Raw genomic sequence first — 13,464 nt, 5'->3', positions numbered from 1 at the left:
GAAAACCTCCTGTTCTGGAGATGCGATAAAAGCATCACCTAAAACAGGAGGTTTTTAAATGGTATACCTCTGAAGGCTTTCCATGCAGACGTTTTCTGTTGCGCTTGCTGAATAATGGGCTGCGGGAACATCCTGAGCTTGATGAGGAAGGTCCTTAGAACAAAAAAGCGGCGCAGAGAATTTCTGCGCCGCTTTTCTATATCCGGCTGTCATTAAACAACCTTTGGAATCTATTGTTTCTATACCTCAATTAAGCTCGTGAGGCTCGAAGTTTACTGGTTTGTTATACCTACTCTTTGATCAATTTGATCGTGGAGCTCTTGCCGGCATTGTCTGTATACTTCAGGAAGTAAAGACCTGCTCTAAGTCCGGTAGCAGCCAGGTTCATTACCAGCTTGTTATTCTCTACCTTCAGGTTTTCTTCTTTGTATACTACTGTACCAGCCTGGTCCAGGATTACAACTTCCTGCAGCTTAATCTCCTCTTTGCCCAGGTCGAGTGTTACCACATCGTTGAATGGGTTAGGGTATGCGCTTACTTTTTCGAAGCTGATGTTTGTATCAGTTGTCTCGGCAGAAAGTGCTGACGAAGAAGAAGCAGTCAGAGACTCAATTGGTGATAGTCTGTTGCCAGCGATCGGACGCTCCATGGTGCCGTTTGGCAGTTGCCAGCCTACAGCCAGGTTGTCGCCGCCGCCGCCTTGCAGCATCAGGGCCTCGATGTAGTAACGCTTGCCAGCCTCCAGGGTGATCTTGGCAGACTGCTGACCGCTTGTCTTAGTCCACTCACGTGGGTTAGTCCAGGTGCTTGACAGGGCGATTCTGGCTTTCTTGGCCGGATCCTCGCTTGTGCTCAGGTATAGCTCAGCCACGTCATCGGCAGCGATCCAGAAAGTATACTGGCCTGAAGCAGGAGCAGTCACATAGCCGCGGATACGCTGGCCATAGTTGTTGCCCTGGCCTGATGGGCCTTCGAATGAGTTCAGTTCAGTAGTAGAAACTGGCTTGGTGTTCACTGGGATTGCGCTGATGGCAGAACCGTGTACGTTGCTCCAGAAATCGCGGGTAATTTTGCCTACAGGAGCTGTGTTGGCAGTAGGTGCTGACTCAGCAGGAGCAGTGGCTACAGGAGCAGTGCTTCCCATTTCAGACAGTCTGTTGCCAGCGATCGGACGCTCCATGGTGCCGTTTGGCAGTTGCCAGCCTACAGCCAGGTTGTCGCCGCCGCCGCCTTGCAGCATCAGGGCCTCGATGTAGTAACGCTTGCCAGCCTCCAGGGTGATCTTGGCAGACTGCTGACCGCTTGTCTTAGTCCACTCACGTGGGTTAGTCCAGGTGCTTGACAGGGCGATTCTGGCTTTCTTGGCCGGATCCTCGCTTGTGCTCAGGTATAGCTCAGCCACGTCATCGGCAGCGATCCAGAAAGTATACTGGCCTGAAGCAGGAGCAGTCACATAGCCGCGGATACGCTGACCGTAGTTGTTACCCTGACCTGTTGGCGCTTCAAACGAGCTAATAGCGCTTGTTGAAGTTGGATTTTTCGTTACCGGGATAGCGCTTACAGTAGAGCCGTGCACATTTGACCAGAAATCACGTGTGATCTTACCATTACCAGCAGTGCTGCCAGTCGAGCCAGAACCAGTACTTGGTGCCTGGTCAGCAGGTACAGTAGCTACCGGATCAGTTGGAGCCGGTGCAGGAGCTGGTTGTGAAGGTGGAGTTGACGGAGCTGAACCGTTAGGACCCAGTACGATACCGTTTTTGCTCAGTTTAGATAACCAGGCAGTATATTCATTCTTCTCGTGCTGCTTCGTGATGTTACCGCCAACGTATGGGTTGTTCTCGTTTTTAACCAGTCCATCAGGGAAGTAGTTTTTGTCGAACAGGTTGCCCTGGCTCATTACGCCGGTTACGTTGTTGCGCATTACTGCATTGAAAGTTGCGCCTTTCTTATAGTAATCGTATCCGTACAGACCTACGTTGTGTGTGTTAACACGCGTGCCATCGTCAAATAAGCCGGAGTTTATACCACGGTTGTTGTATACCTCAATGTTGTTACCGCCTGCAATAGCATAGTTGTAGTTACCGATGTTGACAGTCTGGTTGTCGTATACCTTCACGTGAGCAGTAGCTACGCCAGCCGGATCGCCCATACCATCCTGGTACCATGAGTCAGCAATAATACCACCACCTGAGAAAGTAGTTTCTGTAGCAGGGATCGGATAAGCGCCCTGAATGTAGTTGTTGTGGATACGGATTGGAGAACCGGAAGTACCGCGTGAGTTTGACAGGTTGATGTTGTCCTCTACGAGCGACTTGTTTGGCTCGTTGATGATCTCGTTCCAGGCGATTTCGGCGTGTGGCAGGTTGCCACGGTAGTTAAATTGAGCAAACTGAGAGTGCTCACGCTGACCACCGTATACGCGTCCGTCAATGTTCTTGGCTTTATTGTAGCGGATTTTTACCGTGTTGTTAGCAGATCCGTCACCTTCGTAGCGCGTACCTACATAAATGCCGGCCGTACCTTCCAGGTAGCAGTTCTCTACTATAACATTCTTGAAGTTGTTAACTGTTAAGAAACGACGTGGTTTCTTATAATCTCTGAAAGGAGTAGGAGTAAGACCGTAGCCTTTCGTGTTTTTTACTGTGATATTGGCAGCATAGCCCCAGCTTTTTATAAGATAACCGGCACCTCTGATGTTCGAATTAACGATGGTTACAGGTTCGGAAGTACGAACATCTACAGCAGCTACCTCAGAATCTTTTGATTCCCAGTTACCTGTATAAGTACCTCCTTTTGTAATTACTAATGGCCCGCTGTAAGATTGGGCGTTAACGAAACCTGTCGAGAATAGAAAGGCTACGAGTGTGAGCATAAAAGCAGACAGAGTTGTCCCCGTCCACTTCGTCACCTTAGTGGATACTGTATTCATCTTTTTGGCTAAAAGTTGAAAAATTAAAAAATGTACTCCTTATCTGTCACCAGGCACTTACCCTTTTCTAATACAAAAGCAGCTGTGTTGCCTGGTGGTTTTTATGAAAATATTAAGCTTGGTAGATCCTTGCGACTATCTTCATATATAAGTTGTTGCAAATATAAGTAGGAATTTTTTAGAAAAACCAGACTTTTGTGATTTATTCTTATTTAAATTATAGCAACCTTGGATATTTCAATTTGGATAAGATGAAAAAACAGCGTTTAAAGGCTATTTAAAGGGGTTTTTGATTTTATGCATACTTGAAAAAAGTTACAAAAATTTTAAAAATACAAAACCAAAAATATAATATTGACACTAATTACTATGATTAAAATAATAAATATTAATTAAAAATATACAATACTGAGCCCATTTTCGACTTCGGAATCAGTCCAATGCATGAATATATAAAATATAATATATTCAATAACCTGGCTTTTTGTGTCCGAATTATAAATGGTGTTATACCTTTGAATTAGGAGATTAGGGATTTCCGGGTTCGGGGGGTAGAGTGAGGTGACAGCTTATCAGCGAGTACAAAAACCAAAGGTATAAAGGGAGGCTGTACCTTCGCTGAGCCAGTTTACTGCTTGCTGATTTGGCAGCTATTGAATGCCGCTTGATTCTTTGGATTTGGAGGGCTCTGCTAAAGTGGGGCCAAGGAGGATATTGTTTTTCGCCAGTTTTGTCAGCCAGTTATGGTACTCCGCCCGCTCACTTTGTTTTGTTATCTCACCTTGTATAAACTTGTTGCTGTGCTCACGCACTGTCCCGTCCGGAAAGTAATGGTTGTCATTTCTGCCGTCCTGCCCCATAATTCCGATCACATTGTTATGAAAGGTATTGTTAAAGGTCGAATTCCTTTTGTAGAAGTCGTAGCCGTACAATCCCTGGGTCCACATCTTAAACTTCTCACCATTTTCAAAACGGGCGGCGTTAACGGCACGGTTTTTAAAAATCTCAATGTTATTGCCGCCTGCTATAGCGTAATTATAGTTGCCCAGGTTGACAGTCTGGTTGTCGTATACCTTGACATGGGCAGTGGCGACCTCTTTCGGATCGCCCATACCTTCCTCGTACCAGGAGTCCGTAATGATGCCTCCACCTGAGAATTCCTTGCTATCGGCTGGGTAAGGGTATGCGCCCTGTATGTAGTTGTTATGAATACGGATAGGAGAGGCGGGTGTGCCGCGAGAGTTCGACAGGTTAATGTTGTCTTCTACCAACGATTTGTTCGGTTCATTGATCACCTCGTTCCAGGCAATCTCGGCGTGCTGGATGGGGTTCCGGAAATTGAACTGCACAAACTGTGACCGGTACCAGCCATCATAAATGCGCCCGTCAATGTTTTTGGCCTTGTTATAGCGGATCCTGATGGTATTGTCCGGACTGCCGTCGCCTTTGTAGGCGTCTCCAATGTAGATACCGGCTGTGCTCTCCATGTAGCAGTTCTCCACCACCACATGTTTGAAATCATTTACGATCAGAAAACGCCGTGGCTTCTCATACAGAATCCAGGGAGTGGGGGTAAGGCCGTAGCCTTTCGTGTTTCTGACGGTAATACTGGCATCATGTCCCCAGCTTTTGATCAGGTAGCCGGCTCCCCGGATGTTGGAATGCTCGATAATGACTGGCTCAGATGTTTTGATTTCCACAGCTGCAACTTCAGTATCTTTTGACTCCCAGTTGCCGGAGTAAGTGCCTCCTTTTCTGATCACGATCGGATCATCATAGCCAGCAGTTGTAGCTTTGGCGCTCCTTTTTGCACCGGGCAGGTGGCCTTGGGTATAATAATAAGCAAAAAGCATTGCTACCACCACCAGGGGAATAGCAATGCTTAATGTTTTGAGGTATGGAAAATCTTTCTTCAAATCAATTGACCAGTACATCTAATGGTTCTATCTTAAAAAATACCCGACCAGCCTGCGTGTATAACCATTTGCCAGGTGAAACGGGATATAAGGCGTAGGGCAGTTCTTTAGTGTGAATCTTGTGAAGTCCCGCAGATTACCGCCGCCTTTCAGGTCGAAGAGGTGTTTATAATAGTTTTTAAAGTTCTTTTCGCTCCTGATCTGACGTTCACCGCTTTCTTCCGGATACGTAAGCAGCTTAGCGTCATAGTTAACATACAGTTCAAACCCTGCTCTTCTGGCCGTATGAGTATAGTCGTAATCTGCAATGTAATGCGGGAAGCGGTCCTGGTCAAAGATGCCTATCTTTTCGATCACAACCCGAGGTATAAGCAGGCCTCTGCCCGGCAGGTGGGTAACTGCATGCAGACCTTTTTGCTCATCTTTCGATAGCGTCGGGAGTACTTCTTCAATGGTGTTCAGCAGCCAGTTTAAGCGCTCTCCTCCAAAGATTGGCTGTTGTGTATTGGCATCCAGCTCCAGCGCACCCAGCAGGGCTTCAGGTTTTTGTGCATGCCAGTAATACATCTTCTCGATCAGGCGCTCATCGGTGATCACGTCGTTGTTCATGGTCATGATAAGTTCGGCGCCCTGCTTCAGCGCGTGCCGTATTCCCAAGTTGACACCAGCTGTCCAGAACAGGTTGCCGCTGCCTGTGAGCACTTCCACTTCCGGAAACTCTGCCCGAAGCATGGCTTCTGTGCCGTCTGTAGAGCCATCATCTACAATAACCACTTTAAAACGCTGATCTGTTTGTTTTCTCAGCGACTGGAGGCACTCTCTGGTATATTCTTTCCTGTTGAACACAGGTATAATTATGTTGATCATAAGGTTCAGGTATAGGTCAATTTTTTGTGCACCTGTTGTTGGCAATCTGGCAACAACAGGTGCAGCTGTACTATCTACGAAAATGAGAAGGGTTGATGTTGGATAAATATTATAAATTGAAGCTTAGCAGGCTCTTAAGCTTTGAACTTACTTTGCCCTTAATTAAGTGATTAAAGTTTTTTGAGTCTGACTCAATATCGCGTACGACAAACCGGGGGTGGCGCAGTGGGAAAGCAATTTCATTTTCCGTAATCTGTGCCTTGTTATCGTGGGTGTTAAATGTGTGCGTGGCATCTTCTCCAAAGCCGATATTGCGCACCAGATTTACTTCCGGCACAATGCAAAGCCCGGAGTTGCTGTAAACTGTAAACTCCCATTGATAATCCCAGATGTCGCCGTTCGGGATGCTGGCAAACGCCTCCTCGAGCTTGCTCAAGCGGTAAGTCTCTTCAAACTTATTCAAGAACAGGCCTTTCAGGTAGCCTTTTTCCTTGAGTTCCGGGTATGCTTTCAGGTTAAAGTCGAACAACTGCCAGGCTCTTCGCCAGGTAGCCCAGCCCCAGGCATTTACTTTGTTGGAGAAGTAGTACGAATAATCGTTATCCTTGCGCCAGCCATTCAGGTAGTTGTTGCCGCTGATGTGCATAATGCGCGTGTCGTGCTTATACTTGTCCAAAAGCTCCTGGCAAAACCAGAAAAAGCTTTTGGAAGGTACGCAGTCGTCTTCGAGTATTATGCCGGACTCTTCGTGCTCAAAGAACCAGCTGATCGCTGTAGCGGGAGCAACACCACACTTCAAGTTTTTCTCCTGGAAAAGCGTCTTTACTTCACATTCCCAGTCTACTTGTTCTACGATGCGCCGTGTCTCGGCACATTTAGCTATATCTGTCTCCACACCAGGTCGAGGGCCATCGGCGGCTACATAGAGGCGCGCTGGCTTTACCTGGCGGATACGGTCGAATACTTGTTGTGTGGTATGAGCTCTATTGAATATAATTAACAGCACGGGTGTGTGCAAAGGTGTAGTAGGAATAGAATTACTCATAATATTAAGGTATAACGATATGTCTGTTTTGTATACTGATATTGCCGTCAGAAGTTTCTGCTATCAGGCGGCTGTCAGCTTGCGGTACTGCCCGACTGCTTTCGCCTTCCAGCGGGAAGCAAAATCGTGCAGGTAACTAGTGCGCTCCACGCCATCTTCTTCCATGTAAACGATCGCCCAGCCCAGTACGGCATAATAAAACACAGGCAGTACATACGAGAAGCCGTAGGCAAAGCCTGTGCTGATAAAAGCGATCAGGATGATCTGGTGCACGGTCATGGCTTTTGAGCGCAGGCCCTTTACAATAGCATAAATAGGCATGATGCAGTAAATGGCAAGTCCGACAAAGCCGGTGTAGAAAAGAATGTCTACATAGAAGCTATGAAAGTGGTGGCCCTGGCCGTCATCGAACACGGGCTCATTGGTATCGTCGCGCCAGAACTGAATGGGCAGCTCAAAACCTTCGAAGCGCATACCTACCAGCCAGTTATCCTGTATAAAAGGCAGGTACGACATCCATTGTATATAGCGCCAGCCGCCCGTGCCCTGCGAGTCGAAGTTCTCTATGTCAGAGAAGCTGTCCTGTATCTTGGTAATGATCTCTGGGTTGGTCGAGAATAAGAAGGCGCTGCTGGCTATACCTGCGATCAGAAGCACAATTCCGATGGGCATGAATTTCGCAGCGAAGTTGATTGATAAGCCAGACTTAAACCTGATCAGAAGGTAATACACAACCAATATGATGGCAGTTGATATCCACACGGTCCGGTGCTGGAAGAAAACGATGGAAACCAGTATAAAAAAAGCCATAAACAAGCTTGTTAGCTTGCTGTGGAAAATGTACTGGCTCAGAAAATACATAAAAGGTATAACCAGCATGTATACCGAAGAGGCATATACCCCCCGCTCATGTGAGGTGAACGCTCCCAGGCTGAGTTTGTCGGGATGCACCACAATGACGCTGATCCAAAAGCCCCCCAGTATAAACCAGACTACATGCGAAAACTTCAGGTGAAAATTGCCCTTGTAGAAGGTATAGACAAAGAAAATAAAGTAAAACAGGAACAGTTTCTGAAACACGTGCGGGTATACCATGGGTGTGCCATAGAAGTAATATGACTCGAACACCATGGCAAACACATATAACGTAGTGAACACAAAGGCTACCCGCATGACCGGCGACATACGCTTAAAGTAAAAGGAGCTGTAGCCAAACGAAACAACCGCCATACCTTTTAACAGCATGTTCAGCATGTTCCCCTGCGCTTCAAGGTTGTGAGGGAATGCCAATTCCGTAAAAGCGTTGTCCATGATGAGGATCATGGCAAGTGGGATAATGAATATAAAGCTGTAATTAATCTTCATGCTGTGCTTTCAGTTTAGGGCCATTTTACCTGCCGGCATTGGTCAACTAGGCAACCTGCTCTGACTTATCTGGCTGCTGTACTACAGGCTCCAGCGGCTTGCCCAGAACCTCGCTGTAGTACTTCAGGTGTTTATTTACGATCACGTTCTCAGAGAAATTCTCCTCTGCATAGGTATAGCCTTTGTGCACAAGCGTCTGGTATAAGGCATGATCTGTCAGTATGCGGCCTACTTCAGTGGCCATGGATTCAGGTGATTCCACATCACAAAGCAGCCCTGCCTTGCCATAATCAAGTAAATGGGGAATATAACCACTGTCTTTGCCGCCCACTGTCGGGGTGCGGGCCACCATCGCCTCGAGCAGCACCATGCCAAACGACTCCTCCCGTGAAGGATGCAAAAGCACCTGGGCATTCTGGATCAGCCTGAACACCTCGTCGTAAGGCATCGGACCCATAAACCGTACGCCATCTGTTAAGTTTTGTTTCTGGGCATATTGCTGTGCCAGACCCCCTTCTTCAGAGTCAACCCCCACCAGGTAGTACTCCAGGTCCGGAAACTGCTTGCGCAACAGGGCAAAAGCCTGAAGTCCGGTTTCTATATTTTTACGTTGCGTAAAGCCTTGGGCTACCGTAATGATATAGTTTCCTTTTTGGGAATTAGGGGCAAGGCGCTGCTCCAGCGTGCTTGGGTAAAAATTGTCGATGACTCTGGTTTTGGATTTGGTCCTGCGGTCGAGCTGATTGTAGGTATAGACCGAGTTGGCTAGCAGGAAATCCGCCTTGCTCACGACGATGTAGTTGATCATCCAGCGCACCATCCGGAACATGTCGGGTATTTTGCGCAGGATCTGGAATGCCACATCGTGCAGGCTCACCACAGTTGGTTTTCCGGTTTTCAGGGCCGCCCAGGCAAATTCATAGCTCCAGAAAGCACTCATGAAATCAGCCGGATGCGCTACCATCATCTTCCGGAGGTCTTCTACTTCAAACAGGAAAAAACGACGGCCGGGTTGCGGCTTCTGGCGGCTTATACATACCTTGAGGTTGCCGCTTTCCAACACCATCGGCTCCGCAATTTCGGTTGAATTGGTATAGGCAATTACTTTAAAACCTCTTTTAAGCAAAGCATTGATAAAGTGCGAGGTAAGTGGGAACGCATTAGTCGGGGGTAGATTACTGTCTTTCAGGTCCCAGTCAAGTATTCGCAATTCAACGGGCCCGGCTACTCCTATAGTCATTTGGTTTTCTTCTAAGGTAATTTTAGTATACATCAGATGCGCCAAAGCTGGCTGACGATTGTCGTTTTTTTCTGGTTATACCTTGTTTATACACGCTCTGTTTCTTTTATCAAACTCTTTCTGTATCGCATCAGCATTCTGCCATAGTAAGAGGTTGGGTTGTCCTGTACACCCAGTTTGGAAAAAATCATGTGCAGCTGCTCTTTGAGTGCGCTGTGCGGGAAGAGCAGTATCATGGCCAGAAACACAAAGCCACCTACAATCATTTGTGAGATCATAATCACCAGATGTGGCAGTTCCTTGTTACGCAGCAGGGTGCTCACTAGGTATACCACAATGGCTACCACAGCACCGTTGAGTAGACCTGGCAGGTATACGCGCAGCTGTTTCCAGTAAGAAAGGCTCAGGATTTTCTTCATCAGGGTCTGGTACATGCCAATGCGAACCAACTCACTTATCAGCAATGCAAAACCGAAGCCTACCAATCCGTAATCGCGCAGCAGGAAAAACAAGCCACTGATCACGACAATTAGTGTGATGGTGATGACGATTTTCCAGTTGAGCACAGCTTTGGCGTCGCACACAATACCGGCAAACATGGTCACGAAACTCAGCGGTATGGCCAGGCTAAGCACCTGCAGTACAGGTATAGCTTCCAGCCATTGGTCGCCCAGCACTACATGCACAATCTCGGGTGCGGCCACCATAATGCCCAGGCAGACAGGTATGATCAGGGTGGCCAGTAGGGTCGTGCTGGAGAGGTATACCTGGGAGAGTTTCGCTGTTTCGGACTGCAGTTTGCTGAACGATGGGAAAACTACCCGCGACACCGTGCGCGTCAGGTTATACATGGGTAGATTCACGAGCATGAACGCCCGGTTATAGATACCCAGTTTATAAGCGCCGAACACGCGGCCGATCAGCAGCGTGGCCAACTCAGTATAGATGAACTCAAAAAAGCTGATAACGGACATTTTGCTGCCATACGCGAGCAGCGCCCTGTAAGCCTCCCAGCGTACGACCGGCAGCAAATTGTGACGGGCCATCGCATGGGCGCCTATTGCCACCAATGCCTGCTGCACCAGTGAGGCGTATACCAAGCTCCAAACCCCAAAATCCAGCCATGCCAGCAGTATACCAACGCCCAGGTATGAGATCACGTAAGAGGCTGTCTCCACAATGCTCAGCTCCTTAAAGCGCATGTTACGCTGCAATAAACTGGTAGCTGTGGCAGACACGCCACCGATCACGAAGGCCAGTGCCATCACGCGCACAATCGGCACCACTTCGGGCATATCGAAAATTAGAGTGGCATAAGGCGCCAGTGCCCAGGCCAGTACCGTGAATACGGCACCAAGCAGGGCAGAGGAAGTAAAGGCCGCCCGGATGTTTTCAGTGGTAAGCTCTTCTTTCTGGATGATGGCCTGGTTAAGGCCCAGATTCGCGAAATAATAACCAAAGCGCAGGATAACGGCCGAAAGGGCAACCAGACCAAAGGCTTCGGGAGCAAGCAGACGGGCCATGGCCGAGGTATAGCCAATCTGCATGACGGCGTTGGCAATGGTACCAGCCGAGCTCCATTTCAACCCACTAACCGCCTTCGAAGCTAAATTTTTACTCATGTATAGGTTCAGATAATCGTGCTACTCTCAAAAAAGGTGCTGCAGGAATCTGCATCCTACAGCACCTTTAAGATCAAGCGCGCATGTATTTCTTGTTCAGGCGCTATACGTAGTAGTAGCTGCCCTTTTTCTTGTATCCGTACTCGTAGGTGTTGTTGTAGTCCAGGTCGTTGATCACCATGTAGATGTTCTTCAACTTGCGGGCTGCGTATAGGTCATTCACCTGTGTGAGCATATCCTTGCTGGTATACTTATGCTTCACTACATACAGGTTTACGTCCATGTGCTTCATCAGGATAAAGTACTCGGCTACGAACCCGATCGGCGGCGTATCGATCACCACATACTCGTACTGCTCTTTCAACTTCGCGATCAGATCGGCCATGCGCTTGTGCTCCAGCAGTTTGATGGCATTGTCAGGTATAGGGCCGCACGAAATGATGTCCAGGTTCTCGATATCGGTTTTCTGAATCACTTCCTCCAGCGGCAATCCCTGGCTCAGATACGAAGACAAGCCTGCAGCATTATGCGTGTTGAAGTACTTGCCAAAAGTCGGCTTGCGCATATCCGACTCAATCAGGATCGTGCGCTTTCCGGCCATGGCCATCTCGCTGCTCAGGTTGACAGAAGTAAAAGTCTTGCCCTCGCCGGAAACGGATGAAGTCACGCCCACTACCTTAAAGTCGGTTTCGGACATCAGGTACTGCAGGTTGATGCGAATAGACCTAAAAGACTCGGCGATGGCAGAGCGTGGGTTGTTTTTAACAGCCAGTTTGTCTGCTTTGGTGCCGTGCGCAATCACACCCAGGAACGGAATGTTGGTCACATTGTTCAGGTCATTCTTACCCTGTATGGTATTGTCCACGTTGTCGAGCAGCACGATGAGCGCCGCAGGTATAATCAGGCCTAGAATAAAAGCCAGCATAAAGATCATCTTCGGCTTCACGTTCACCGGGCCGGCTCCCCACATCGCGGCTTTGTCCACAATCTTTTTGTCGGTAGTGTTGGTAGCCAGGGCAATAGCAGCTTCGGCGCGTTTCTCCAGCAGGAAGTCATACTTTTTGTTCACAAAGTCGGCCTGGTTCTGCAGGTCCATCAGGCGTCGCTCGTGCTCGGGCACTTTCGCTATACCTGTCTCGAGCTGGCCAATGCGCTTGTCGGCGTTGGCGATGGAAATATCAGTAGAACGGATCAGGTTTTTGATGTTCGCTATAATGGCATTGCGCGTGCTTTTGATCTCACTGTCAATTACTTTTATTCTCGGGTTGTCCGCTGTGGCGCTCACACTGTAGGAGGCACGCTGCTGGTTTAGGCGCGACAACTCGGTAAAGAGGTTCGCCAGGTTCGGGTTTTGCACGCCCGCCACTGCCGGCGATACCGCCTGCGTGAAGCTCTCGTCGTCCTCAATCTGGTCGAGCACCGTCACATAGTATTGCTTTTCAGTGCTCAGTTTCGACTTCTCCATTTCCAACTGCGCCAGCTTTTCGTAGCTGATGTTGGACTGCACATCGATGTTGGCAATGCGGTTAGCTGAACGGAAAGATGAAAGCGCCTGCTTGCTTTGCCGGAGCGAGTCTGTCAGGCTGGCGATCTGGTTGTCGATAAACTCGAGCGTTTTCTGACCGTTCATGTTTTTCTCATCCAGGTCACGGGCCACATAGGTACTCATCAGTGTGTTCAGGAAGAGCATTTCTTTTTCAGGTATAGTACCTTTGGTGCTCATCTCCAGCACACGCGCCTCACGCTCAATCGGCTTGATGTGCAGGCTGCTGGCGTATTGTGCTACTAGGCTTTCCATGCTGTTGAGCACGAAGTAATGCTTTTTGGCGTCGATTTTGTCGTCAGGATTAGCACGCTCAATCGTAAAGCCAAAGTACTTGTCCTTGTACGGTTTGCCGAATTCCAGCACTTTGGTGAAATTAACCTCTGGTACGATTTGCTTCACGGTATGCGTTGTGTAATCATACAGGGGAGGAGTCTCGGCCTTTACGGTTAGTTCAAATTCCTTGTCATTCAGCACGCGTACCTCCAGTGGAATGTCCACAATTTGAAGCGAGCTGGTGTCCAGGTGTACTATGAACGGAGCGTTATCGTATTGCTCCTCTTTAATAAGGTCAAGTCCTGTATTCAACCAATGGTCGGGAACTTTGTAGTACGACACTGAGAAGTCGAGCTGTTTTAAGGTGCTGCGAATCATATCGGCCGAAGTCAGAATGCCGATCTCGTCCTCCACCTTAATGCCCTTGTTCTGGACATCGAGCAGGTTAAGGAGTTCCTGCGCCTTTTTAGAACCAGTATGCTGGTCTCCCAGCAGAAGGGTTGACTTAAAAGCATAAACGCGGGTAGAGCTCTTTACATAAACATAGGCTCCCGCCATTGCTACCATTACAAAGGCCAGAAACAGGTACCATCTGGTTCGGAACTTGAAAAGCCAACTTCTCAGGTCTATTTCGTGCGCTGTATTTTTTCGTTTCATG

The 13,464-nt window shown here is 48.2% G+C and carries 8 protein-coding genes; all 8 read right to left on the bottom strand.

The annotated features are described in order from the left end of the window. Window positions 1–289 precede the first annotated feature (289 nt). Complete coding sequence (locus K3G39_RS04305) at window positions 290–2,932, bottom strand: PA14 domain-containing protein (protein WP_220624946.1); 2,643 nt, start codon at window positions 2,930–2,932, stop codon at window positions 290–292. Window positions 2,933–3,582: 650 nt separating this feature from the next. After that, window positions 3,583–4,866 (bottom strand): glycosyl hydrolase, encoded by a 1,284-nt coding sequence (locus K3G39_RS04300; RefSeq protein ID WP_255593932.1) that lies wholly within the window; start codon window positions 4,864–4,866, stop codon window positions 3,583–3,585. Between the two features lie 9 nt (window positions 4,867–4,875). Continuing rightward, window positions 4,876–5,715: a glycosyltransferase family 2 protein gene (locus K3G39_RS04295; RefSeq protein ID WP_220624945.1), complete on the bottom strand. Its 840-nt coding sequence runs from the start codon at window positions 5,713–5,715 to the stop codon at window positions 4,876–4,878. 109 nt (window positions 5,716–5,824) lie between these two features. Next, window positions 5,825–6,760 (bottom strand): nucleotide-diphospho-sugar transferase, encoded by a 936-nt coding sequence (locus K3G39_RS04290; RefSeq protein WP_220624944.1) that lies wholly within the window; start codon window positions 6,758–6,760, stop codon window positions 5,825–5,827. 63 nt (window positions 6,761–6,823) lie between these two features. Then, complete coding sequence (locus K3G39_RS04285; RefSeq protein ID WP_220624943.1) at window positions 6,824–8,125, bottom strand: O-antigen ligase; 1,302 nt, start codon at window positions 8,123–8,125, stop codon at window positions 6,824–6,826. A 46-nt stretch (window positions 8,126–8,171) separates the two neighbouring features. Further along, the gene (locus K3G39_RS04280; protein ID WP_220624942.1) at window positions 8,172–9,365 is read right to left on the bottom strand and encodes a glycosyltransferase family 4 protein; all 1,194 of its coding nucleotides are present in this window, start codon (window positions 9,363–9,365) and stop codon (window positions 8,172–8,174) included. An 86-nt stretch (window positions 9,366–9,451) separates the two neighbouring features. Then, window positions 9,452–10,987, bottom strand: coding sequence for a lipopolysaccharide biosynthesis protein (locus K3G39_RS04275; protein ID WP_220624941.1), 1,536 nt, complete (start codon window positions 10,985–10,987; stop codon window positions 9,452–9,454). Window positions 10,988–11,090: 103 nt separating this feature from the next. Beyond that, entirely contained in the window at window positions 11,091–13,463 is a 2,373-nt protein-coding gene (locus K3G39_RS04270; RefSeq protein ID WP_220624940.1) for a polysaccharide biosynthesis tyrosine autokinase, read from the bottom strand. Window position 13,464 lies beyond the last annotated feature (1 nt).

The organism is Pontibacter sp. HSC-14F20, assembly GCF_019599265.1.
Taxonomy (GTDB): Bacteria; Bacteroidota; Bacteroidia; order Cytophagales; family Hymenobacteraceae; genus Pontibacter.
This window is presented reverse-complemented; position numbering and strand designations above follow the sequence as displayed.

What these genes read in the sequence shown, in the direction of transcription:
- K3G39_RS04305 (WP_220624946.1), bottom strand. Translation starts at nt 2,932, where the DNA reads ATGAATACAGTATCCACTAAGGTGACGAAGTGGACGGGGACAACTCTG.
- K3G39_RS04300 (WP_255593932.1), bottom strand. Translation starts at nt 4,866, where the DNA reads ATGTACTGGTCAATTGATTTGAAGAAAGATTTTCCATACCTCAAAACA.
- K3G39_RS04295 (WP_220624945.1), bottom strand. Translation starts at nt 5,715, where the DNA reads ATGATCAACATAATTATACCTGTGTTCAACAGGAAAGAATATACCAGA.
- K3G39_RS04290 (WP_220624944.1), bottom strand. Translation starts at nt 6,760, where the DNA reads ATGAGTAATTCTATTCCTACTACACCTTTGCACACACCCGTGCTGTTA.
- K3G39_RS04285 (WP_220624943.1), bottom strand. Translation starts at nt 8,125, where the DNA reads ATGAAGATTAATTACAGCTTTATATTCATTATCCCACTTGCCATGATC.
- K3G39_RS04280 (WP_220624942.1), bottom strand. Translation starts at nt 9,365, where the DNA reads ATGACTATAGGAGTAGCCGGGCCCGTTGAATTGCGAATACTTGACTGG.
- K3G39_RS04275 (WP_220624941.1), bottom strand. Translation starts at nt 10,987, where the DNA reads ATGAGTAAAAATTTAGCTTCGAAGGCGGTTAGTGGGTTGAAATGGAGC.
- K3G39_RS04270 (WP_220624940.1), bottom strand. Translation starts at nt 13,463, where the DNA reads ATGAAACGAAAAAATACAGCGCACGAAATAGACCTGAGAAGTTGGCTT.